25 protein-coding genes and 1 riboswitch are annotated in these 22513 nt (G+C 70.3%); of the genes, 9 read left to right on the top strand and 16 right to left on the bottom strand.

Translation table 11 applies throughout. The features are described 5' to 3' along the window. Nucleotides 1-72: 72 nt before the first annotated feature. The 3 genes from ABD52_RS03860 to ABD52_RS03850 form a co-directional block, all read right to left on the bottom strand. Nucleotides 73-987 carry a cation diffusion facilitator family transporter gene (locus ABD52_RS03860; RefSeq protein ID WP_030271552.1) on the bottom strand — a complete coding sequence of 305 codons (915 nt, stop codon included), beginning with the start codon at nt 985-987 and terminating at the stop codon, nt 73-75. A gap of 63 nt (nt 988-1050) precedes the next feature. Then, on the bottom strand, nt 1051-1575 hold the full coding sequence (locus ABD52_RS03855) for a PH domain-containing protein (protein ID WP_161801600.1): 525 nt from the start codon (nt 1573-1575) through the stop codon (nt 1051-1053). A 571-nt stretch (nt 1576-2146) separates the two neighbouring features. Beyond that, nucleotides 2147-2590, bottom strand: a complete 444-nt coding sequence (locus ABD52_RS03850; protein ID WP_030271549.1) for a hypothetical protein — start codon at nt 2588-2590, stop codon at nt 2147-2149. A 71-nt stretch (nt 2591-2661) separates the two neighbouring features. Between ABD52_RS03850 and ABD52_RS03845 the strand changes: the two genes are divergently transcribed. After that, the gene (locus ABD52_RS03845; RefSeq protein ID WP_123111663.1) at nt 2662-3204 is read left to right on the top strand and encodes a hypothetical protein; all 543 of its coding nucleotides are present in this window, start codon (nt 2662-2664) and stop codon (nt 3202-3204) included. Between the two features lie 14 nt (nt 3205-3218). Here the strand turns inward: ABD52_RS03845 and ccsB are convergent, their stop codons facing one another. The 4 genes from ccsB to ABD52_RS40580 all read right to left on the bottom strand — a co-directional run bounded on the left by ccsB (nt 3219) and on the right by ABD52_RS40580 (nt 5713). Beyond that, the gene (gene ccsB, locus ABD52_RS03840) at nt 3219-4148 is read right to left on the bottom strand and encodes a c-type cytochrome biogenesis protein CcsB (RefSeq protein WP_030271546.1); all 930 of its coding nucleotides are present in this window, start codon (nt 4146-4148) and stop codon (nt 3219-3221) included. A gap of 68 nt (nt 4149-4216) precedes the next feature. Then, on the bottom strand, nt 4217-4444 hold the full coding sequence (locus tag ABD52_RS38010; protein WP_082171188.1) for a cation transporter: 228 nt from the start codon (nt 4442-4444) through the stop codon (nt 4217-4219). 159 nt (nt 4445-4603) lie between these two features. After that, complete coding sequence (locus ABD52_RS03835; protein WP_141722619.1) at nt 4604-5035, bottom strand: hypothetical protein; 432 nt, start codon at nt 5033-5035, stop codon at nt 4604-4606. A gap of 213 nt (nt 5036-5248) precedes the next feature. Beyond that, nucleotides 5249-5713 (bottom strand): hypothetical protein, encoded by a 465-nt coding sequence (locus ABD52_RS40580; protein WP_225319833.1) that lies wholly within the window; start codon nt 5711-5713, stop codon nt 5249-5251. 11 nt (nt 5714-5724) lie between these two features. On the opposite strand from ABD52_RS40580, the gene ABD52_RS40575 reads away from it, so the two are divergent. Next, nucleotides 5725-6060, top strand: a complete 336-nt coding sequence (locus ABD52_RS40575) for a zinc ribbon domain-containing protein (protein WP_230650663.1) — start codon at nt 5725-5727, stop codon at nt 6058-6060. Between the two features lie 417 nt (nt 6061-6477). Here ABD52_RS40575 and ABD52_RS03830 read toward each other — a convergent pair whose 3' ends face one another. Further along, entirely contained in the window at nt 6478-7278 is an 801-nt protein-coding gene (locus ABD52_RS03830) for a C39 family peptidase (RefSeq protein WP_036310744.1), read from the bottom strand. Nucleotides 7279-7487: 209 nt separating this feature from the next. Further along, a riboswitch (cyclic di-AMP (ydaO/yuaA leader) is annotated at nt 7488-7628 on the bottom strand. Nucleotides 7629-8019: 391 nt separating this feature from the next. On the opposite strand from ABD52_RS03830, the gene ABD52_RS38915 reads away from it, so the two are divergent. Both ABD52_RS38915 and ABD52_RS03825 read left to right on the top strand, forming a co-directional pair. Beyond that, nucleotides 8020-8292 (top strand): hypothetical protein, encoded by a 273-nt coding sequence (locus ABD52_RS38915; protein ID WP_135241034.1) that lies wholly within the window; start codon nt 8020-8022, stop codon nt 8290-8292. A gap of 330 nt (nt 8293-8622) precedes the next feature. After that, the gene (locus ABD52_RS03825) at nt 8623-10137 is read left to right on the top strand and encodes a copper resistance CopC/CopD family protein (protein WP_030271539.1); all 1515 of its coding nucleotides are present in this window, start codon (nt 8623-8625) and stop codon (nt 10135-10137) included. Nucleotides 10138-10283: 146 nt separating this feature from the next. Here the strand turns inward: ABD52_RS03825 and ABD52_RS03820 are convergent, their stop codons facing one another. Further along, a complete protein-coding gene (locus ABD52_RS03820; RefSeq protein ID WP_030271537.1) occupies nt 10284-11705 on the bottom strand; it encodes an MFS transporter in 1422 nt (473 codons plus the stop codon). 284 nt (nt 11706-11989) lie between these two features. Here ABD52_RS03820 and ABD52_RS40570 point away from each other — a divergent pair, with 284 nt between their 5' ends. Both ABD52_RS40570 and ABD52_RS03810 read left to right on the top strand, forming a co-directional pair. Then, complete coding sequence (locus tag ABD52_RS40570) at nt 11990-12232, top strand: heavy-metal-associated domain-containing protein (RefSeq protein WP_255352832.1); 243 nt, start codon at nt 11990-11992, stop codon at nt 12230-12232. 86 nt (nt 12233-12318) lie between these two features. After that, nucleotides 12319-12612 (top strand): glutaredoxin family protein, encoded by a 294-nt coding sequence (locus ABD52_RS03810; protein ID WP_047890777.1) that lies wholly within the window; start codon nt 12319-12321, stop codon nt 12610-12612. Between the two features lie 37 nt (nt 12613-12649). On the opposite strand, the gene ABD52_RS03805 is transcribed toward ABD52_RS03810, so the two are convergent. Further along, nucleotides 12650-13573 (bottom strand): M56 family metallopeptidase, encoded by a 924-nt coding sequence (locus tag ABD52_RS03805; protein ID WP_047890776.1) that lies wholly within the window; start codon nt 13571-13573, stop codon nt 12650-12652. Then, entirely contained in the window at nt 13570-13932 is a 363-nt protein-coding gene (locus tag ABD52_RS03800; RefSeq protein ID WP_082171187.1) for a BlaI/MecI/CopY family transcriptional regulator, read from the bottom strand. Before ABD52_RS03800 ends, ABD52_RS03805 begins: the two co-directional genes overlap by 4 nt. Before the next feature lie 484 nt (nt 13933-14416). Here ABD52_RS03800 and ABD52_RS03795 point away from each other — a divergent pair, with 484 nt between their 5' ends. Continuing rightward, complete coding sequence (locus ABD52_RS03795) at nt 14417-14950, top strand: hypothetical protein (RefSeq protein ID WP_052166171.1); 534 nt, start codon at nt 14417-14419, stop codon at nt 14948-14950. A 93-nt stretch (nt 14951-15043) separates the two neighbouring features. Here the strand turns inward: ABD52_RS03795 and ABD52_RS03790 are convergent, their stop codons facing one another. The 4 genes from ABD52_RS03790 to ABD52_RS03780 form a co-directional block, all read right to left on the bottom strand. Continuing rightward, nucleotides 15044-15724: a C39 family peptidase gene (locus ABD52_RS03790; RefSeq protein WP_052166170.1), complete on the bottom strand. Its 681-nt coding sequence runs from the start codon at nt 15722-15724 to the stop codon at nt 15044-15046. A gap of 253 nt (nt 15725-15977) precedes the next feature. Next, nucleotides 15978-16634: a DUF305 domain-containing protein gene (locus ABD52_RS03785; protein WP_030271527.1), complete on the bottom strand. Its 657-nt coding sequence runs from the start codon at nt 16632-16634 to the stop codon at nt 15978-15980. Between the two features lie 71 nt (nt 16635-16705). After that, nucleotides 16706-17131 carry a hypothetical protein gene (locus tag ABD52_RS38910; protein ID WP_071098622.1) on the bottom strand — a complete coding sequence of 142 codons (426 nt, stop codon included), beginning with the start codon at nt 17129-17131 and terminating at the stop codon, nt 16706-16708. Nucleotides 17132-17192: 61 nt separating this feature from the next. Then, nucleotides 17193-17645: a DUF2752 domain-containing protein gene (locus ABD52_RS03780; RefSeq protein ID WP_030271525.1), complete on the bottom strand. Its 453-nt coding sequence runs from the start codon at nt 17643-17645 to the stop codon at nt 17193-17195. 432 nt (nt 17646-18077) lie between these two features. On the opposite strand from ABD52_RS03780, the gene ABD52_RS03775 reads away from it, so the two are divergent. Together ABD52_RS03775 and ABD52_RS03770 are read left to right on the top strand one after the other, a co-directional pair. Continuing rightward, a complete protein-coding gene (locus ABD52_RS03775) occupies nt 18078-18623 on the top strand; it encodes an ATP-binding cassette domain-containing protein (protein WP_235437323.1) in 546 nt (181 codons plus the stop codon). After that, entirely contained in the window at nt 18620-20188 is a 1569-nt protein-coding gene (locus ABD52_RS03770) for an ABC transporter permease (protein WP_063778291.1), read from the top strand. Before ABD52_RS03775 ends, ABD52_RS03770 begins: the two co-directional genes overlap by 4 nt. On the opposite strand, the gene ABD52_RS03765 is transcribed toward ABD52_RS03770, so the two are convergent. Beyond that, a complete protein-coding gene (locus ABD52_RS03765; protein WP_225319487.1) occupies nt 20169-22337 on the bottom strand; it encodes a heavy metal translocating P-type ATPase in 2169 nt (722 codons plus the stop codon). The genes ABD52_RS03770 and ABD52_RS03765 overlap by 20 nt on opposite strands. Nucleotides 22338-22513: the final 176 nt, after the last annotated feature.

The raw sequence follows: 22513 nt of genomic DNA, 5'->3' as shown, positions 1-22513 counted from the left end.
GGCCGGACTCCCAGCTAGCGGGTCATTCCTCAGATAGTCGCGCAGAGGCAGCGGAAAGTTCCCCACAAACCATCACCAACCGCTTGCGTCGCAGACGCCGTCGGCGCCCTGCGGCTCGGCCTGCAGGGTCGCGTGCTCGATGGAGAACCGATCGTGCAACACCTGCCGGGACGCGGCCAGGACCCCCGCCAGGTCACTGTCGCGAGCGAGGATCAGATGCGCCGACGCGACCTCCATCCCCGAGGTCAGGGTCCAGACGTGCAGGTCGTGCACGTCGGCGACGCCGTCGACCGCGGCCAGGGCGTCGCGGACCTGCGCGACGTCCAGGTGCGGCGGGGCGGCCTGCACCAGCACCCGCACCGCGGCCCGGCCCAGCTTGTAGGTGCGGGGCAGGATGAACAGGCCCACCGCCACCGCGATGATCGGGTCGGCGTACCACCAGTCGGTCAGGGCGATGATTCCAGCGGCGACGATGACGCCGACCGAGGTGAACAGGTCGCCGAGCACCTCAAGGTAGGCGCCGCGCACGTTCAGGCTCTCCTCCGAGCCTGAACGCAGCAGGAAGAATGCCGCGATGTTGGCCACCAGGCCGGCCACCGCGACGACCAGCATCGGCCCGGCCAGCACCTCGTGCGGCGCGGAGAAGCGGCGCACCGCTTCCACCAGCACGTAGATGGCGACGCCGAACAGCAGCACCGCGTTGGCCAGCGCGGCGAGGACCTCCATCCGATACAACCCGAATGTGCGCTGCCCGTCGTGAGAGGCCTTGCTGGCTGCGGTGATCGCCGCCAGCGCCATGCCGATGCCGAGCACGTCGGTGAACATGTGCCCGGCATCCGACAGCAGCGCCAGCGAACCGGTCAACCACGCCGCGACCGCCTCGACCAGCATGAAAGCGACCAGCAGGGCGAACGCCGCCCACAACCGGCCCCGGTGCTTCTCACCGGCGCGCATGATCTGCTGCCCGTGGTCGTGTCCCTCGCCCATGCCCGGCTGCCCCTCCTGTCGACCGACCGAGCCAACATATGCTCACATTGCAATAAGTGCAACTCAACTGGAGGTGGATCGATCCCCCGCAGCAGGGGCCGCCCCTTCAACGGCGGGCCCGCCCTCGGCGGGTGGCGCCACGGAACCGGCCCCGTCCGCATCCATGGCCCGGGCGGCGGCGAGCAGGGTTCGCAGACGTCTGACGGCAGCGACGGCGTCCGCGTGGTCGATCACCTGCACGCTCAGCAGCGGCACCACGTCGCCGTTGACCAGATCCAGCGACGCCCACACCGCCTTGCGGTCGAACCGAACCCGCTCCACCACCTGCCACGGCACGGTGACATCACCGAGCAGGTTGCGCACCCGCACCCGCTCGACGTCGGCCTGCACCCGCAGCCGCCACGGCAGCAGGGTCAGCCCGGTGAATAACACCCCGACCCCGATGACTGCCCACCGGTCGGCGGGAAACAGTTTTCCCCCGTTGGAGGTGGTTCCACTCAAGGTGAGCCCCGCGTACACGTTGATCGCCAGGATCACCGCTGCGGCGCCCAGGCTGATCTGCCGTATCCGCCTCGGCCGCACCGTCACGTCCCCGGCCGCCGGATCGTCGTGCCCGGCTGTCGCCGGCGTACTCATGTTCACAGACCCTCCTGGTCCTCGTGGTCAACGTCGGGTGTTCGGCCGCACGGGCCGTCGCTAGCCATGCCGGTCGGCTGGCAAGGCGGGCCGGGCGGAAGCACACCGCAGCGGCGCTCGTCCGCCACCGGTCGAGGACGCCCACGCGTGGGCCGCGACCGACGGTCGAGGCGTGACTTCGACGAGCAGCGGCCGGCAGAACCACGCATGGTCGTCGAGGCGAGGCCCGACGCCAGGAGCTGCCTATCGGGCGCGGCCGCGTCCGCGGGCAGCCGGAGAGCAGCGTGGCGGGAGCCGCCGGCGGGACGCCTCACGGCACTGGAGTGACGACCTTCGCACAGGCGCGGCCGCAGGTGGTTGTCTGCGCAGCGGCGCGGTGGTGGCGGCACGGTGTCGATGCGGACATCTGTCAGCAGGCTCGGCGCCGCGGAGACCGCTGGCGGCATTTGCCTGAGCCGGCAGCCGTCATCGACGCCGGTGCGACGGGACCGTGCCGGCAGCGGCGCGTTCGAGGTGTCGAGGTCTAGCGGTCCTGGAAGCCCGGGTAGTCCGAGACGTGCCGGCGGGGGTCGTCGTTGAGCCACCGCAGCATGTCCTCGTAGGCGGCCACCTGCGGATCCTGGGCGTCGGTCTGCGTCACAGCGGCGGGCGTCATCCGCGCCGGCGCCGCGCCGTCCGGGTCGCTGCGCTCGAAGCGCCAGCTGTGACCCAGCGACGGCACCGCTGCCTGCGGCCTGCCCCCCTGCCGTCGGACGTCGGCGTGGCTCAACCGCTCGCGCACCACCTTGACCCAGAAGAAGACCCCGAAGGCGGCAAAAAGCGGCCACTGCAACGCGTACCCGTAGCTGAGGGTGTTGCCCTGCCGCGCGTGTTGCCACTGCCACCAGCCCAGCCGCAGGAACACCACCGCGACCACACCGACGAGCACGTGGCCAACGAGCCAGCGGGGACGAAGCCAGGGCGACACGCCCCGACGATAGCCGCTCGGGAAGCCAGGCATGTTGTCCGCCCTCTCTCTGCGTGACGTACGGTAGCGGCGTGAAGGTGTTCCCCGTTGCGCTCGACTCCGGCGAGACCGCCAGCCTCCGCTCCGACGACACCACGGTGTGGATCACCCCCGCCGCCACCCGCTGGCGGAGGCTGCTGCACTGGTCCGCCGGAGCGGTGATGCTCGGCCTCGGCCTCGCTGCCATCTCCATCGGTGTCGGCCACGCGATCGGCCCGGCCGTCGGCCTGTGGGCCACCGCCGCGACAGTCGGCCTGATCATCGCCGGCGGCATCGGTGCAGCCGTCGCCGCAGTGCTGCTCTGGCGCGCCGAGCGCCACCCCGGCTCCGCCATCCACGTACGGGACATCAGCGCGGCCCGCAGTGAGCAGGCCAACGGCGGCATCACCGTCACGATCGAACACGTCAACGGGGTGACCCACCGGTTCACGGGCACCGGCATGACCGGCGCCCGCACCGCCCAGCTGTTCGCCCGGCTGCTCTCGGCCGCCGCCGCGCCGCACGACGAGGAGAGCTCCGCGCCGCACGCAGGTGCGACAACCGCCGCGGGCCGCGGCGCAAACCCCGTCAAGTAGCGGCTGACCACGGCTCAGGCCCCCGCGTAGGAGTGCAGACCAGAGATCACCAGGTTCACCGCGAACAGGTTGAACATCATCGTCGCCCAGCCCACCACCGCCACCCACGCCGCGGTGGTGGCCCGCACACTCGCGGTCGCGTTCGCGTGCAGGTAGGCCGCATACACCACCCAGGAGATGAACGCCCACGTCTCCTTCGGGTCCCAGCCCCAGAAGCGGCCCCACGCCGCCTCCGCCCACACCGCTCCGGCCATCACCGCGAAGGTCCACACCAGGAAGCCCGCCCCGTGCATCCGGAACGACAGCCGCCGCCACACCGCCATCGCGGGCAGCCGCGCCGCCAAGGTGTCACGCAGATCCCCCGATCTCGGCGTGCCCCGTCGCTCATAACGCGCCCGTAGCAGCAGGGCCACGGCAGCGACGAACCCGATCAGGAACAACCCGGACGCGATTGCGGCGGCGCTGACGTGCACCGCCAGCCACACCGACTGCAACGCCGGTACCAGCGGACCCGCCGGCGTGTACACGTGCAGGCCCGCCGCGGCGAGCAGCACCAACGCGCACACCGCGACGTACAGGCCCAGTGGCCGCAACGCGGGGCGCCGGACCGCCAGGACCAGCCAGGCGAGCACCCCGACCAGGGTCACCGCCACGATGAACTCGTACATGTTTCCCCACGGCACGCGCCCCGCCGCGGCCGCCCGGGCGACCAGGCTGCCGGCCTGCGCCGCCGCGGCCGCCCCGACCGCGCCCAGGCCGACGACGCGCCCGATGGCAACCCGGCGCGACACGGCAGCCATCGTCGGGACGGCAGCCGCAGGCACCGTCGCAGGAACCGGTACGGCAACCCGCCGCGGTGCCACCTGGGCCGCGGCAAAGGCGATCACGGCCGTGAGGTGGCCGAGGAGAGCAAGAGTGAACAGATTGTCAGATAGAGCAGCCATCGACTCTCCACGAATGAGTCAACCCGCTACCGCACGCCCCGATCAGGAGGCGGCGGGCGGGCCGGAGATCAGAGCGATTCCAGCCGGGACGGATAGCCGGACGCGGCGAGCGCCGCGGTCAGCACGGGAGCGGTGACGACGACCGGGTCGGCGTCCACCACCGCGCGGCCCGCTGCTGCGGACACGTGCGCCCGATGCACCCCCGGCAGATCTTCCAAAATTCGCCGTACTGCGCTCTCCGCACGGTCGCAGCACAACCCGCGCACGGCCAGCATGTAAGTGACGGTGTCGTTCACGGCATCCTCAGACCCGACGAAGGGACAGCCGAGCTTGCTGGCCGACTGGCCAGGACCACGTTTGGCAGACTCGGCAGGAACGAAGGCCCGCGACGGCTACTCAGCCGGCCACGTATCAGGACGCGTGGACCGCCACGGGCTCACAACCGCAAACCGGTTCTACACCCGCGACACGCACAACAGTGACAGCAGCCGGACCGTCACAGGCCGGCTCACCGGCCGGTGACGCAGCCCCCGGCCAACAGGTAGCCGGCGGACCCAGCGCTGGAATGCCGCCAGTACGACAGCGCCGCCGATCACCAGCAACAGCAGGCAGGCCGTCACGGCCACGCTCCCGCCATCTGCCGGCGCATGATGCCCGTCAGTCGCCTCCGGATCGGCGGAGGCGAGGGCATCAGCGAGGCTGTTCAGGGCCGCAGACGCGTCGTAGGAAGCGAGGGAGGTCGTGGAACTGGCAGCCGCCGAAGGTGTCGCAGTGTCCAGACCCCTAGCGCACTGCAGCGCGTGCAGGACCAGAACCGCAGCGACGACGACCGCCACCGCGACAGCGCGGTAGCCGCGCATCGCACCAGCCGGACCGTCCCACGTCACCAGCGCAGACTACGACACTCCACGGCCGCAGCCGTCGTGCGGGTGCGGGTTCCCGTCCTGCCCCGGATGCTTATCTCAAGGTCGGCGAACCACTGCGTCACCACGTCGCGTTCGAAAGTCCCGTGGGCCACTCGTCGGCGCGGCCTGCATCGGGCGGTCGTAGCTGGACCGCCTTGTTCGGGCGGCTACCACCGGCTCCGGCCCGACAGCCCTTCATCCAGCGCAGCGGACTTTTTGTCCGACTCGACCATGAAGATCCTTCGTAGAAATGTTGGCGTGTCGGACCACCAGAGTGACGATCCCGCGGATCCCATGACCCGATGGCTCAACAGCCAGCCGCACGCCGGCGCGCAGCCGCGCGTCCGGCGGCAGGGTGGTCTGCGGTTTGCGTTCTACGGCCGGATGTCGACCATCGAGCATCAAGACCGGGTGACGTCCCGGCACTGGCAGCGGGACTGCGCCAGCGAACTCGTCGCCGGTCACGGGCTGATCGTCGCCGAGTACTTCGATGCCGGCTGCTCGCGCCGCCGCGGCTGGCGGCAGCGTCCGCAGGCCGCCGCGCTGCTGGCCGCGCTCCCCGATCCGCACCGTGGGTTCGACGCGATCGTGGTCGGCGAATACGAACGAGCATTCTCCGCCAACCAGCTGCAGCACCTGGCACCCCTGCTCGAACAGCACGGTGTGCAGTTGTGGCCAGCCACGACGGGACTGCCCGCCGCTACCTGTTCACCGGCCTGCTGCGCTGCGCACCATGCGGCCGAAGACTGGAATCCCACTGGATCAACCAGCGTCCGGGCTACCGATGCCGCCAAGGCCACACCAGCACCCAACAGCCCACCAACGGCCGACGCAAGATGCTCTACCTCAGGGAAGACCACATCATCGCGCGACTGATGGGACATCCCGGCCTCGCCAGCGACGCCCAGAACCCGCATGACCTGGCCGCGCTCCTGCACAGAAACAAGATCAGCATCATCTGCGATCAGGAACGATGTACACCGACCACAGGAGCCTCAGGCAAGTGAGCCCGTTCAACCCATGATCAATATGTGGAGATGTTGTGTCCGAGGGATTCGGACACAAAGTCACGGCACCCATGCTCAGCATGGGTGCTCATGCCGTAATCCTATAGCAGCGAGCGGCACTATGGAGTTTCCCGTGTCGGCGTCATGCCGTTATCGGTGACGCACCAAAGTCCACAGAGGGGCTGGTTCGGATTTCGCGCCGGCGGCCCCGGCCTGGCCAACCCACCCGGCATGCTGGACCTGTACGTGTTCGCCCCTGCCCGCCGCGTCGGGCGGCACCTAACCTGACCGCACAAGATGATCGGCTGAGCCATACCAGAGGGCGCACGACGTGCCGTCCTGCCTGCTACTGGGCGCGAACCGAAAGGCGACGGGCACCGGCTCGAACGAGCCGGTGCCCGAGGGCCGGAGATGGGATCAGGCGGAGTAGCCGCGGGTGGCCATCCAGTTCGCCAGGTCGATGGTGGTCATCCAGTAGGCGGCCATGTTCGGGTCGGCGGAGTCGGCGATCCGCACCGTCCGGCCGTCGTCCTTATATCCGACCACGGCGATGTAGTGGCCGCCGGGGAAGGAGTGCCAGCCGCCGTCTGTATCGGTCGCGGAGCCGACGGTGTTGGCGACCACGGCACGGCCGTCGGTGATGGCGGTGACCACGTCGGCCTGGAGCTGGTCGATCTGCGCCGGCGTCGCGGCCTGGCCCGGGATCATGTGCGTCCGGTACGGGTTGCCCTTGACCATCTGGTTGAGCCCGCGAGTGGTGTCCTCCGCCGAGTTGGTGCCGTTCTCGCCAGCGTTCAGCGGGGCGACCATCGCGTCCTGGGTGGTCTCGACGCCGCTCGCGCTGAGCGCGTTGCGCACAGCGGCCGGGCCGCAGTTCCAGTAGGCAGTCTGCGCCTCGTAGGTGTGGTCGAGGACCTTGGTCGACGGAGGCTTCGGCCTCGCCTTCTTGGTCACGTCCGGGTCGGTCGTGGCCCTGTCCTTCGCTGACGGCGACGGCTCGGCGGCGACGCGAGCCTCGCCGCGGGTGGCGACATCACCGAGCCGCGGAGCCAGCCCGGCGGCGGTGTTCCCCTGGCGGACGGGCGCGTTGTGATCGGTGGCGGCCAGCGCCGTGCCGACGCCGCTGGCGAGCACGAGCGCCGCGGCGGAGCCGGCGATGATCTTGTACGGGCGCTCGGTCACAAGACGCCGCAGCTGACGCTTCATGTGGTGCTTCATGTGTTCCTCCACGGGCTGGAGCGGCACAGGCCGGCCCGACGCGCGGAGGAACTCACGCACGTTGTGACTGGGCGGGGTGCCGCGGGGATGGGGAGCGCCCGGTGGGCCGGGCTGGGGGGCAGTTGCCGGGACTCACAGTCAGGCGAGTGTCGGCACCGCGATGCCGTGGAGGCGTGGGGAGTATCGGGAGGTGTTTCGCACGAGGCTGGCACTCCTTCCGTGGCCGCCTACCGGGTTAGCTGACGGATTCGGGCGGGAAGTACGCCCTACCGCGGGCCGTGGCTCGCGGATTCACCCCGGTGTTGCCTGGGTCCCCGGTTCATGAGATCACGATTAGGCGGGTCGGAGCGGCGTCGCCACTTGCGATCGGAAACCGCACCGGACGCGCCGACATTACCGGTGGGTACGTCGTATGCCAAGGGCTCCCACCTGCATAAGCCTCGAACATCGCTACTCTGATCGGAACCTCCAGTTACTCATGCCACTCAATGGGACGAGCAGTTATAGCGGAACCCTCGGGACGTAACCGGACATCGGAATGCTGTTGGCGCTCAATTGCTTGGCCGATCGCCGCATACTCACCCGAATGGCCGTTTCCTGGGCGGCCGTACGTAGCCCCACACCAATTTCAGTCACAATTCAGCAAACCCGGGCCGGCAGCAGCGGCGGTAGTGGTGGTACGGGCCGAGGCCGCGCGCAGACACAAGTCAGTGCGAGCTCCCCGTTACCGCACAGGCGTTCATGGAGATGAAGTTGGCGGCGCTCGTGACACCCGGCAGTCAGCCCGCGCAGACCGCGGGTAGCTCGACGTTCGAATGTCGACGTGGCTTCGACGAAAATCAACCCAATCCCGGCGGGCGGCGTAAGGCCGGATCGCCGCCCTGCCGACGGTTGGGCGCGCGCCGCGCGAAGCAAGTGGGAACCGCGTACGAGAGCATGATCGTCGCGCTGATCGCGGTGGCCCGCTTCAAAATCCGTCACCGCGGGGCCACAGAGCGACCCGACCACGGCTGACCGGGACCGCGGCAATGCCTCGCACCACTCCCGGCGCAGTCCGTCGCCGTTGCGAGTCGGCGATGCCACCATGCTGGCGCTCTCCCCCAACCTGACTTTCTGGATCGTCGAAGCTGACCCGCCCCTACTAAGGGCGGGTAGTAGTTGACCTAGGATGGCGACCGCACCACGTGGGAGCGATGTGTGGGCACCGGCCCGCGCCTCCTTGGCGGAAGGATCAACAGTGCCTTTCCAGCGGCGTCGCCGGGCGGCCTGACCTTGCTTGCTGCATCGCCGGGTCTCGCATGTCCTCAGTCGCCAGCACGTCGCGCCGCGCGCTGGGCAATTCGGGTGTGGCTGGCGCTGTTTCCCGCCCTCATCGTGGCCCTCGGGTTCGCTTCCCCTGCGGCCGCACATTTCAAGCTGCTCCGGGCCGTTCCGGCCGACGGCGCGCGGATCGACGGCGCCGTCCAGGAGATCCGGCTGACGCTCAGCGCCGCCGGCACGCCCACAGGAGCGGGATTCAAGCTTTCCGACGGCAACGGCATCGGCCTACCGGCCGCCAGCCACACGCCCGACGGAGGCCGAACGTGGCTGGTCCACCCGACCGCTCGCCTGACCACCGGCACGTTCAAGCTGCGATGGAGCGTCGCGGCCCCGGACGCCCACCCCCTGACGGGTGTCATCACGTTTACGGTGGCCTCGCCTCCCCCGACGCCCGGAACGGCCGCTAAACCCCAGGCAACAGCCAGCCCGCACGGACATGCCGGCCATGGTGGGCCAGGTGTGCCCCCGGCTTCGCCGTCGGCACACGCGGGAGGACACGCTGTTGGCCACACCGCCGACGCGGAACAGGCGCCGGTGCGGTTTGTCGGCGCCGTCGGGCGTTGGCTTTCCTACGGGGCGATCCTGCTCGGTGTCGGTGGTCTTGTCTTCGCGTTGACCACACTGGTCGGCACACGCAGTGACATCCGGGTGGTGCAGATCTGGGTGCGGACGGCGGGGCTGGCGGTGGCGGCTGGAGCGGCCTTTGAGCTGGTTGCACTCGCGGCGGTCTTCAGCGAGCAGGGCACCTTCGCCTCGGCGGCCAGCGCCTCGTCGGTGACCGCCCTCAGCCAGACACCGGTGGCCGCCGGCCTGGTCCTGCGACTCACCGGTGCGGCCGGTCTGCTCGTGTCCGGTTCACTCGAAGCGGCGCTGATTCGGGGCCGGCACGCGGTCGGGCGTCACTCCGTTCCGACCGTCGCAGCGATACCCACCGACTCCCGGAACCTGGTGACGGCTGCCGCCGTCAGCGCGGCCGGCGACGGCGTTCAGCGGGTGCGAGCGCGACCGGTGCGGCCTGTGCTCATGGCGGTCACCGTGGCACTGCTGCTGGGTTCCTTTCTGGTCGATGGGCACACCGTCACCGCGGAACCTCGGGCCGTCGTCGTGGCGGCCGATTTCGCCCACACCATTGCCGCCGCGGTGTGGGTCGGCGGAGTTCTTCTCCTGGCTGCCCTGTTGCTGAGCCGCGCCCGCCTCGGCGTACCGACGGGTGCCGCCGAAATGGCGGTGCGATTCTCCATACCGGCCACCGCCGCGGTAGCGCTCACGGGTGTCGCTGGCGTCGCGTTGACCCTGCTGATCCTGGAACGGCCGGGCCATCTCGTGACCACCGACTGGGGGCGGGTGCTTCTCGTCAAGGTCGCCCTGGTGGCGGCTGTTGCCCTCGTCGGGCTGTACAACAGCCGGCGCGTCGTGCCCAGGCTGGATGACCGCGCGATGGACGCCACTTATCAGCTACGCCGCACTGTCCTGGTCGAGGCGTTGCTGATGGTCGCCGTCGTGCTGGTCACCGCGATCCTCGTCAACGCCGAGACGTAGTCGGCAGCAGCGCGTGACAGGAGTCGAGGGCACCTCACCGCCAGGGCCGCCTCGCGTGGGTCGGGCGCTGATCGTATGAATGCGCCGGTGGATCAGTCGGGATCAGACTCATCCACCGGCGTCAGACAGGCGGTTGATGGATTCGGTCAGGCCGCGGGTACTGTCTCGGCCTCGTTAACAGGCTGTCGCTTGGCCGCGCGGAGGGTGAGACCGGCGGTGAGGGCGCCTGCGGCGGCGATGATCCCGGCGCCGACGAAGGCGGCGGAGTATCCGTCGGTGAGGGCGGGCAGATCGCCGAGCCGGTCGGCGCCGGCGGCGGAGGCGACCGCGGTCATCGCGGCCAGGCCGAGCGCGGAGCCGACCTGGTAGCCGGTGTTGACGATGCCGGAGGCGAGTCCGCCCTCCTCGGGGCGGGCGCTGGAGATCGCCGTACCGAGCGACGGGATGAACGCCAGCGACATACCCAGCGCCGCGACCAGCGAGGCCGGCAGCACGTCAACGGTGAAGCTGCCGTCGGGGCGGACCAACGCGAGCCAGCCGAGTCCGACGGCGAGGACCGCGAGGCCGGTGACCACCATGGGCTTCGGGCCGAAGCGGGCGATGGCGCGCGGGGCGAGCGCGATCATGCCGATCATGATGAGGATGGTCATCGGCAGCAGTGCCGCGCCGCTGGGGAAGGCGCTGTAGCCGAGGACCTGCTGCAGGTAGAGGTTGAGGAAGAACCACATCGGGATCCACGCCGCACCGAGCAGAAGTTGGGCGACGTTGGCGGCGGCGAGGTTCGGCGCCCGGAAGATCGACAGCCGCATCAGCGGCTCCCGGCGGGCCGCCTGGATGGCGACGAACGCCGCGAGGGCGACCACGGCTCCGGCGAGCACCAGCCAGGTCTGCCCAGAGGCCCAGCCCACCTCGGGGGCGCGGACGATGCCGTACACCGCGGCGCCGAGACCGATGGTGACCGTGAGGGCGCCGAGCACGTCCAGCGAACCGCGGCGGGTACCGCCGGCGGGCATCAGGGCCGGGGTGGCCAGCAGCGCGAGCGCGGCGATGGGAATGTTGATGTAGAAGACCCACGGCCAGCTGAGGTATTCGGTGATGACGCCGCCGAGGAAGACGCCCGCGGTGCCACCGGCGGGTGCCGCCGCGCCGTAGAGGGCGAGGGCCCGGGTGAGTTCCCTGGGTTCGGCGCCGAAGAGCATCATCAGCAGCGTCAGCGCCGACGGGGCGATCAGCGCCGCACCGGCTCCCTGTACGGCGCGGGCGGCCAGTTCGACCGTGACGCTGCCGGCCAGGCCCGCGGCGGCGGAGCCGATGAGCAGGACACCCCAGCCGGCGGCGAACATCCGCTTGGCGCCGAACAGGTCGGACAGCCGGCCGCCGAGCAGGAGCAGGCCGCCGAACGCGACGACGTAGGCGTTGAAGACCCAGGACAGGCTCTCCGGTGAGAAACCCAGATCCGCCTGTATGCGTGGTAGCGCGACGCCGATGATCGAGGTGTCCATGATGACCATGAACTGGGCGAGGGCGATGAGTCCGAGGGCCCACCAGCGCTTCGATCCGGATGACATCGTGATCACTCCTTTTCTTACCCCTAGGGGGTATGGGTAGCGGCAATTTTGTACCCCCCACCGGTACCTGTCGTCAAGTGATCCGGATGACATGCCAGGGTAAGCACACGGATCGGTCGAGGTCTTGAGGGGCATACCGGGGAGGGGTATATTCAAACGCCTGCGGGCCGGCGCACAGCCGACCGTCGACGGACGGACCTTGCGCACCGTCACGCCATCGTCTGCGACACCGAGGAGATCCCATGTGCGGCAATGAAGCCAGCTGCGGCTGCGGCACCATCACGATCGACAGCGCCCCGGCGGCCCAGGGCACCGGCAGCGGCGCCCGGAGCACCTACCAGGTGTCCGGCATGACCTGCGGCGGCTGCGCCAAGAAGGTGACCGGGCACGTCTCCGAGATCGCCGGCGTGACCGACGTCCAGGCCGACGTGGCCGCGGGCACCATCACCGTTCTCAGCGAGAACCCGTTGGACACCGCCGAGGTCCGCGCGGTCGTGCAGCGGGCCGGCTACCAGCTCGTGGACTGACCCGCGGGGCATCTCGCATCCCTGGGGCACCGGTTGGCGCCCAGGGATGCCGCCTTGCCATCCGTCCCGGCGACGAGGAGACCGAGTTGACCGTCAACGATCGTTCCCGCCCCGATGAGCTCGTCGTGTACGGCACCGGCTGGTGTCCCGACGTGCGACGCAGCCGCGCCCTGCTCGACGCCGCCCGCATCCCGTACGTGTACGTCGACGTCGATGAGGACCAGGCTGCGGCGGACCTGATCCGTGGCCTGCAGCAGGGGCAACGTCGCATTCCCACCCTGGTGTGGCCGGACGGCAAATTCCTGGTCGAGCCCACCGACGACCAACTGCGTGCCCACCTGACCAGCAGCGGCCATGAAACCGGTGGCCTCGCCGGCTGACGCTTCCATCCCACGCGTCAGAGTGCGCGGCGGCCGTCTAGAGACAGGTGAGGACCGCGGCGAGCATGCCGATGCCCACGGGCGCCCCGAGGGCGGCCGCAGCGAACGCGGTCCGGGTCGCAAGATTGCGGCCGTGCGGGGTACGCGACTGAAGCCGCTGCAACCGGACTCCCACTTCTCCCCCGGCCATCGACAGGGCGGACGGCGGATGGGGCGCACCAGCGAAGCTCAAGAGCGCATTGCGCACGGCCGCATGGCCGCACTCCCGGACGGCCGCAGCGTCCGCACGCAGCTCGACTAGCAGACGGACGGCGGCGGGTGCTTCCCGCGTCAGCGGCAGCCAGGGAACGGCCGATGCAAGCCCTTCCACGGCGGATACCAGCAGGTGGTGGCGCTCGCGCAGATGGGCGCGCTCGTGGCTCAGCACCGCGGCGAGCTGATCCGCCGGCAGATCTCGGGTACAGCTGGCGAGCACAGTCAACCCGCCGGCCCCGCCGAGGCTGTACGCCAACGGGGTGGGGTGTGGGATCCACAGCACCGCCCCGTCACCGGGCTCGGCCGCGCCGCCGGAGAGAGCCAGCAGATCCCCGTGCACGCGCCGGGCGCGACCGGCCGTCCGGGCGCGGCGGACGCAGGACGCGGCGAACTTCGTGAATGCCGCGACCATGGCCAGAGCGCCCGCCCCGCCGAGGACCTCGCCGAGGGCCGGGGGACGGCTGGGCCGCGCCCAGTGCCAACACAGTCGGGCGAGGTCATGCAGTGCCCACTCGTGGGCAGCGCCCGGGGCGAGCAACACGGCGACGGCGACGCCGAAGGTGGCCGTCACGGCGACGAGCAGCCCGAGCCAGCCGAGCAGCACGGCGACCGGGTCAGCAACGTGGCGGAAGCAGAATCGCAACGCGACGGGCCCCCACCAGGCGGCGGCCACGACACCGGCGACCAGTGCCAGCGCGATGCTCACGCCCCGGGCTCCCGCTCGTGGAGCACCTGCTTGATGATGTGCAGTTCCCGATCCGAGGCCGACCTGGCGAAATGCAGAAGCACCAGGTCGGGGTCCGTGCTGGTCTCGAGCACCTGACGCAGCGTGCGAGCGGCGATTTCCTCCCGGCTGCCGGCTGGGCGATAACGGTAGGCCTTGCCATCCTTCGCACGCGCCGCCCAACCCTTGCGGTGCAGGTTGTCGAGCACGGTGAGAACCGTCGTGTAGGCCAGAGCGCGGTCGGTGGTCAGTGCGTCGAGGACCTCTCTGACCAGCAGAGGTTGGCCGGCCCGCCACAGGACGTCCATGACCGCCGCCTCGAGTCTGCCCAGCTCTGCCACGTGCGCTCCCTTCGTGCCCGCAAGGGTACGCGGGGCGACCCGCCAGGCCAGCAAGGCGCACCGGGACCGTGAGGGCTGGCGAGCACAGAGGCCCGATACCTCAGGAGCGCGCGGCCCGGCCAGAACGACCTCGACGATGGTCCATATTTGCAGACGGCGGAAAGGTTGCGTTCCGCAAGGTTCCACCCCCGCCAGGGCAGGCGTATGAAGTGACCCGAGTCGATGCCGTACCCACCCTCCACGGCACTCCCAGAGGAGCTGGAATGCGCAATAAACTGCTGGCCGCCGCCGGTGCCGCCGCCCTCGCCCTGCTGGCCTTCCCGTCGCCCGCCCAGGCCAACCACAGCTGGGGCGGCTACCACTGGGCTCGCACCGCCAACCCGTTCAGCCTGAAGCTCGGTGACAACGTCAGCTCGCAGTGGGACTCGGCGCTGTCCGGCGCCTCCGCCGACTGGAGCAAGTCCACCGTCCTGGAACGACCGTCGTGGCCGGCTCGGTCAGCCCGAAGACCTGCAAGGCCACCGCCGGTCGGGTCGAGGTGTGCAACTCCACCTACGGCAACAACGGCTGGCTCGGCATCGCCTCGATCTCGGTCACCGGCGGCACCCACATCACCCAGGGCACCGTGAAGCTGAACGACACCTACTTCAACACCGCCCAGTACAACACCCCGGCGTGGCGCAACCTCGTCACCTGCCAGGAGGTCGGCCACACCTTCGGCCTCGACCACCAGGACGAGAACTTCAACAACGCCAACCTCGGCACCTGCATGGACTACACCAACGACCCGAGCACCAACCAGCACCCCAACCAGCACGACTACGACGAACTGGTCACCATCTACTCGCACGTCGACTCGACCAGCACGGTCGGCTCCGCGCCGGCAGGCGCCTCGGTCGGCAACTCCCCGGAGTGCTGGGGCACGCTGGTCAGCGGCTCCCGCGCCGACCGGCACTCCACCTACGTCCGGCACTTCGCCGACGGCACCATGGTCGTCACCCACGTGATCTGGGCCTGATCGTCGGATCGACCGCGGTGGAGGGGTCCGTCGCCGGATCGCCGAGCCGCACAGTGGCCCCTCGCCAGAACGGCGAGGGGCCCACGGTGCTGGTCAGGCCGAGTAGCCGCGCGAGGCGGACCAGTTCGCCAGGTCCGCAGCCGAGATCCAGTAGGTGCCATCACCGACAGGCTGCCAGGGATCGGCGATCTTGAGACGGCCCCCGTCGCTGTCGTAGCCGACCACGGTGAGGTAGTGCCCCACGGGGAAGGATCGGGTGACGCCTTCGGCACCCACGGCGGCACCGATGACGTTGACCACCGGGATGCGCTGCTCGTCGATGGCCTTGGTGAGGTCGGCCCTGAGCCGGTGCACCTCGTCGGCGCTGGCCGATTCGTTGGGAATCTCCACGGTCTTGTACTCCCGCTCGCCCAGGCTGTCGTTGAGCACTCGGGTGATCTCGAAGGCCGAGGCGGTGCCGGCGAAGGTGGTGCCAAGTTCACTCGCCAGCTTGTCCTGGTCTTCGATCTTTCCTTGCGCGCTCAGCGCGATCCGCGTGGAGGCAGGACCGCAGTAGTAGATGTTGGGCTGCGCCTGGAACGTGTAGTCGTTCACCTGTTTGCCGGAAGCTGCTCTGGCTGTCGCCTCGGCAGCAGCCGGGTTGGCAAAGGCAGCTGTCGCCGGACCTGCGGCGACGATGCCGGCAAGAGCCACTCCCGCCGCGGCCACGCATTTCCTCACCACGGCGGAGTTGTGGGTGTTGCTGACCGAAAACCGTCGGGCAGGGTTGTTCATGTATCGCCTCTCCTCGGGGAGCCGCAGCGATCACGCGGACCACTCGCCGCTCTTCTCGGTTCGGCACGCGCCTGCGAGCCGGGATACGCACACCCCGGAGCGTCCGGCTCCGGCCTGCGGTTAAGGACCAACTGGCGGCCCGGTTCCCGCATTCCGCAGGTGAGGCCCCGGCCACAGGATTCAGGGCGGTCAGCCGGAAAAGGGACCGGCCGGACTCGAACCAGAGTTCGAGCCCGGCCGGACAGGTACGCGCCTACAGGCGGTCGAGGATCTTCTGGAGGGTCCGCACCTCCGCCGCCTGGTCTGCGGCGATCTTGGCGGCGAGAGCCTTGGCGTCCGGGTTGCTGCCGTTGGCCTGTTCGGTCTTGGCCATCTCGATGGCGCCGTTGTGGTGGGCGATCATCATTTGGGCGAACTTCTTGTCGAAGTCAGTGCCCTTGGCGGCCGTGAGGTCAGCCATCTCCTGGTCGGACATCATGCCCGGCATGTCCGAATTCATCCCCGGCATGTCATGCCCGGGCGAGGCCGACATCCCCGGCATGTTGTGGCCGCTGGGCGGAGACGTGGGCTTCCCCCACGCCGTCAGCCAGCCCTTCATGGTGGTGATCTCGGGATCCTGGGCGGCCTTGATCTTGGCGGCCAGATCCTTCAGCTCCGGGTCCTTCGCGCGGCTCGGAGCGAGGCCGGCCATCTCAACGGCCTGCTGGTGGTGCGGAATCATCATCTGGGCAAACATGACGTCTGCGTCGTTAAACGTGCCGTTCGCTGCGGACGAGGCGCCGGTCGACAGGCTGCTGTTGGAATGGTCCATGCCGGCCATGTCGTCGCCCCCGCCGCAGGCGGCAGTGACGAGCAGAGCGGACAGGGCGACACCGGCAAGGGCAGTCCGGCGCAGGATGGTTCGCTTCATCGAGTGAATGGTCCTTGTCGCTAGTGGTTGGCAGACGGTCCTGTGATGGGGGCTTGGCGGCGCGCGAGGGTCTATGTCCGCAGGACCGACACCGCGGTCATCCGCAGTCCGAGGGGAGGTCGGGGCGGAGGGCCACATCCTCGACCCCACGTCCACTGCCTGGCGCGTGCGGATACGGGCAGTTCTCGTCGGCACCGCCGGAGCATCGACAGGGAGGCGAGAACGACCGCCGCGCCGAGCACCGCCAGACATACGGCGAATGCGTCAACGCCGCGACCGTGGCCGTCCGAGCCGCTGAGGCTCTGCTCGCCTGCCGGCACCACGGGTGTGTGCCGCAGGTCCGCCATCGCGCTTTCGACGCCGGAGCCCCTGAGGCTGGGATGGTGGCCGACGGTGTGCATGCCGAGAACACCGAAGGCCAGTGCGACGAGCAGCATCAGCCACAGGGCCGCGCGCTGCTCCGGCCCGCCCGACGCGCCCGCCTTCGCGCTTTTCATGCTGTACCAGGATAGTCGGTGCAAATCCGCCTGCCAGAGATCGAGGTCTGAAGCCGCCGCATCAAGGGGTCAGGTTCGGGATGTCGAACCAGCTGAACGGTGGCCACGGCAGGTTGCGCAACACGGTGCTGTAGAGCAGGAAGGCGGCACCATAGATCCAGTAGACGCGTGGCGACAACCGCAGCGCAGGCAACTCCCGCCCGAACCAGGCGACGCCGGCCCAGCGAATGCCCGCGTAGAGAAGGAAGGGAACGGCGATCAGAGCGGCCAGATGGTGGCGGGCCGCTTCGAGGAGGTCGCCGTGCAGCAGGTAGTAGAACATTCGGGTGCCGCCGCAACCCGGACCGTTGATGCCGGTCATCGCGTGCCAGAGGCAGGGGCCGGTGGGGTCGGCGACCCGGTCGGTCGGATCGAAGCGAAGGACGAACGCCGCCGCCGCGCCGATGGCGCCGGCCAGTGCCAGAGTCGCCGCGCGCTGCGTCGCGCGATGGGGGTAACCCGCCACCTGTCGCATCGCCACCTCCTCGTGTGTCACGAGAGCACACGTGCCGAGATGGGCAGGAACGAGCGATCCCGACACGCGTCTACTAATCACGCATAGTAGATGGCACGCATGGGCACCCTGCCGAGGGGACCCACACCACGAAGACCAGGATGCCGGGCAGGCGCGCGGAACCACCCGGGACACTCCCGTCGCCCTCACCGTGCGCGGTGGCAGCCGCTGCAGACGGGCCCGGCGTAACGGCGGTACCCCTCCCCCACCGCCCCTAAGCTGGGGCAGTACGAACCCTCGCACCACCACCCCGTGCGCACGGAGGTGACCTGTGACCGGCGGTGAGGAATCCGCAGCCGACCGGCCGCCGGGGACGGCCGTGCTGACGGCCCGGGGCCTGCGCAAGTCCTACCGTCGGGGACCGTTCCGGCGGCGTTGCCCGTGCTGCGTGGGGTGGATCTCGACCTGGGGCCAGGTCAGGTGGTCGGGGTGATCGGTGAGAACGGCTCGGGCAAGAGCACCCTGATGAAGATTCTGGTCGGCGCGCTACGCGCAGACGCGGGGACCGTGTCGCACCGCGGACGGATCGGCTACTGCCCGCAGAGCCCGCAGCTGTATCCGCGGCTGACCTGCGACGAGCACTTCGACCTGTTCGGCCACGCCTATGGCATGGCCGAGGAGGAGACGGAGCGGTCCCGGCAGTCGTTGTATGACCAACTGGGCTTCCCCCGGTACGCCCGCACCCGCGCCGAGCGGCTCTCCGGCGGAACCCTCGCCAAGCTCAACCTGGCACTGGCCCTGCTGCCGGACCCGGAACTGATGCTGCTCGACGAGCCCTACGCGAGCTTCGACTGGGACACGTACCAGAAGTTCTGGGACCTGGTCGGCGAGCGCCGGCGGGCCGGCCGCAGCGCACTGGTCATCAGCCACTTCGTGGTGGACGAGGAGCGCTTCGACCGGATCGTGGCCATCACGGACGGCCGGGTGGCATCCCGGTGACCGTCCTGGCGTTCGTGCGGCGGTTCCTGGCCGACTACGCCCGCAACCGGGTGAACCTGCTGCTGCTGGTCGTCGTACCCGTGGTCTTCGTGGCGGTGGTGGCGGGCACCCTGGCCGATGCCGCGCGGATTCTCGGCGGCCGCGGCGGCGCGGCGGTCGAGAACGCCACCGCCGCGTGGTCGGCGGCGTTCCTCGCCGGCATCGGCATGTACTTCCAGAGCGCCGCCACCCGCGACACTGACCAACGGGTGGTGCTGGCCGGGCTGCGGCCGGCACGCATGGTCGCGGCCCGGCTTCTCACCGGGCTGGCGCTGGCCGTGCTGGTCAGCGCGATCGCGTTGGTCACACTCGCGCTCCGGACCGGTATCGACCGCCCGGGGCACGTGGTGGTCGGCACACTCATGGCGGCGGTCATCTACGTCGCCATCGGCACGGCCGTGGGAACGCTAGTGAGCAACCCGGTCAACGGCTCGGTGGTGGTGCTGTTGATCTGGATCCTGGACGTCTTTCTCGGCCCGGCGATGGGGGCCCAGGAGCGGGTGGGCACCCGGATACTGCCGACGCATTTCGTCACCTCGTGGATGGTGGATCTCCCGTCGGGGCACGCCGGCCGGCTCGGCGACGTCGGCTGGGCCCTGGTGTGGACCGTCGCGGCGGTCGCGGTCGCCTGGACCCTCGCGGTGCGGCGTACCCGCCGCGCCGGGCAGCCCCGTCGCCGGCAGCGGCCGGGCGGGTGGCGGGCCCAGCTTGCGGGCGCCGGCCGGGCGGCGTGGCGCGACGCCCGCCGCAATCCGGCCCTGTGGGCGCTCTACGTCGCGGTGCCGGTGATCTTCATCCTGCTGGCGGACGCGATCACTCCCGACCAGCCCATCACGGTGACGGTGCGGGAGCACGGCCGGCGGCTGGCCGGGAGTTACCCGATGCCCGAGGTGCACGGGGCGACGATGGCGCCCATCGCGGTCGCCTCGCTGGCGGCGTTGGCCGGTCTGTTCACGCTGTTGGACAGCCGCGCCGGCGACCGCCGCGCGGCCCTGGCGGGGTTGCGTCCGGCGGCGTTGCTGGCCGGCCGGCTCGGGGTGCTCGCCGCCGCGGCGTTGCTGGCCACGGTGGTGTCGCTGGCCACCACGGCGTCGGTGTTCGACGCGGTCCGCTGGCCGGTGTACGCCGCCGGGAACCTTCTGGTCGCCGGCACGTACGCGCTCGTCGGTGCGCTGCTCGCGCCGGTCTTCGGCCGGGTCGGTGGGGTGTTCATGGCGTTTCTGCTGCCCTTTCTCGACCTCGGCATCAGCCAGAGCCCGATGCTGCGCTCCCAGCCGCCGTCCTGGGCGAAGGCGCTTCCCGGCTACGGCAGCGTCAGGGTTCTCCTCGACGGCGCGCTGACCCGGGGGTTCGACGAACTCGGCGCGCTGGTGCTGGCCTCCGGGTGGATCGTGGTGCTGTCCCTGGCCGTCGCGGTCGCCTACCGGCGGTCCGTGTCGCCGCCCGGATCCCTCGTGACGGCTCTGGCCCGGCCTGCGGCGAGCCGGCCGGGCCAGAGCGGGACGTTCAACGGCGTCCGGGGGTGAGGCGGACCCGTCGGAGCAGTTGTGCGTTGAGCGCCACCACGATGGTGGAGGCGGACATCAGCACCGCGCCGACCGCCGGGCTGAGCGCCACGCCCGCCCACGCCAGCGCGCCGGCCGCGACGGGGATCGCGACCACGTTGTAGCCGGCCGCCCAGGCCAGGTTCTGCACCATCTTGCGGTAGGACGCGCGGGACAGCCGGATCACGCCGGTGACGCCGCGCGGGTCGGAGGAGGCCAGGACGACACCGGCGGATTCGATGGCCACGTCGGTGCCGGCGCCGATCGCGATGCCGACGTCGGCGCGGGCCAGGGCGGGCGCGTCGTTGACCCCGTCGCCGACCATGGCCACCGTCAGGCCCCGCGCCTGCAGGTCGGCGACCGCGCGGTCCTTGTCCGCCGGGAGCACCTCGGCGAACACCTCGTCCACACCGGGGCGGAAGCCCAGGTCGGCGGCGACCGCCTCGGCGACCGGGCGGGCGTCTCCGGTGATCATCACGATCTTCTTGACGCCCTGTTCCCGCAGCTCGGTGATCGCCTCCCGGGCTTCCGGCCGGACCTCGTCCTCCAGCGCGAACGCGCCGATCGTTTCGGGTCGGCCGTCCGCCGGCAGCCGCAGCAGATGCAGGACGGCCGCGCCGCGGGCCGACCACCGGCTGCTGGCGTCCGCCAGGTCGGCGGGCACAGTGGCATCGAGCTCCCGCAACAGCGCCGGACCGCCGACCGCGTAGGAGGTGCCGTCGACCACGGCCTGGACGCCGCGTCCGGTCAGGGAGCGGAAGTCCCGCGCCGTGGCAATCAGACCGTGCCCCTGGGCTGCCCGCACCAGGGCCCGGGCGAGCGGGTGCTCACTGTCGGCCTCCACCGCGCCGGCGACCCGCAGCACCTCGTCCTCGGTGAGCCCTGCGGTGGCGGCGGTGGCGGTAACGGTGTGGGCGCCCTTGGTCAGGGTGCCGGTCTTGTCGAACAGCACCGCGTCCACGCCACGCATGCGTTCGAGCGCCATGCGGTCCTTGACCAGGATGCCCGCCTTCGCCGACACCGCGGTCGACAGGGCGATGACCAGCGGGATGGCCAGCCCGAGGGCGTGCGGGCAGGCAATCACCAGAACCGTCACCGTACGGACCACGGCTTCGTTGACGTCGCCCAGTGCCCACCAGGTGCCGAAGGTGATCAGCGCGGCGGCGGTGGCGAGGTAGAACAGCCAGGCGGCGAACCGGTCGGCGAGCACCTGCGCGCGGCCGGCGGACGCCTGCGCCTGGGCGACGAGCCGGCTGATGCCGGCCAGGGCGGTGTCCTCGCCGACGGCGTCGACGCGGACCCGCAGGGTGGAGTCGGTGGCGACGGTGCCGGCGACCACCTTGTCGCCGACCGTACGGGGCACGGGCCGGGACTCGCCGGTGACCATGGACTCGTCGAGTTCGGCGGCCCCGTCGACGATCCGTCCGTCGGCGGGAACCCGGCCGCCGGAGCGGACCAGGACCAGGTCGCCGACGCGCAGGTCGCCGGCGGGCACCCGGTGCGGCTGCCCGGCGTCGTCGAGGCGTTCGGCGTCGTCGGGCAGCAGGGCGGCGAGGGCCGCCAGGGCGCCCTGGGCCTGCCCGATCGCCTTCATCTCCTGCCAGTGCCCGAGCAACATGATGGTGACCAGCGCGGCGAGTTCCCACCAGAAGTCGAGGCTGAACGCACCCAGGCTCGTGGCCAGCGAGGCGGCGTACGCGACGGTGATCGCCATCGCGATCAGCAGCATCATGCCGGGAGCCCGGTCGCGGACCTCCCGAACGGCGCCGGCCAGGAACGGCCAGCCGCCGTAGGCGAAGACCAGGGACCCCAGGACGGGCCCGACCCAGGTCATGCCGGGGAAGTCGAGGGTGTAGCCGAACCAGTCCATGATCATGTGGCTGGTGGCGACGATCGGCACGGTCAGCGCCAGGCTCAGCCAGAACTTGCGCCGGAACTGCTCCGGGTCGTGCCCGGCGTGCTTGTCGTGTCCGCCGCCGTGTCCCCCGTGGTGGTCGTGGTGCTGGGGCTGATCCGGCGGGCGACGCTCTGGCGTGTGATCTGCGTGCCGCTCGGCGACGTGGCCGTGAGCGGGGTGCGGGTGCTCGGGTGCCGTCGCGAGCGGGGCATGGTGGGTGTCGTGGCGTGTCATGAGGTCCACCTCCGCCTCGAACATATACCCCTAGGGGGTATAGGGCAAGGCTGCTGGTACGTGGTCTTGAGCGCTTCCTGTTACCGCTACCCGGAGGGGGTAGGACCTTCGACCGTACGGCCGGGGCCGGTAGGCGCTGCCGCCCGGCGGAACCCGGGAGCAGGCTCGGTTTGGGA

Origin of the sequence: Micromonospora sp. RV43, from assembly GCF_001029515.1 — a bacterium.
Lineage (GTDB): Bacteria > Actinomycetota > Actinomycetes > Mycobacteriales > Micromonosporaceae > Micromonospora > Micromonospora aurantiaca.
Note: the sequence above shows the minus strand (reverse complement) of the source record. Positions and strands in the feature narration are given on the sequence as shown.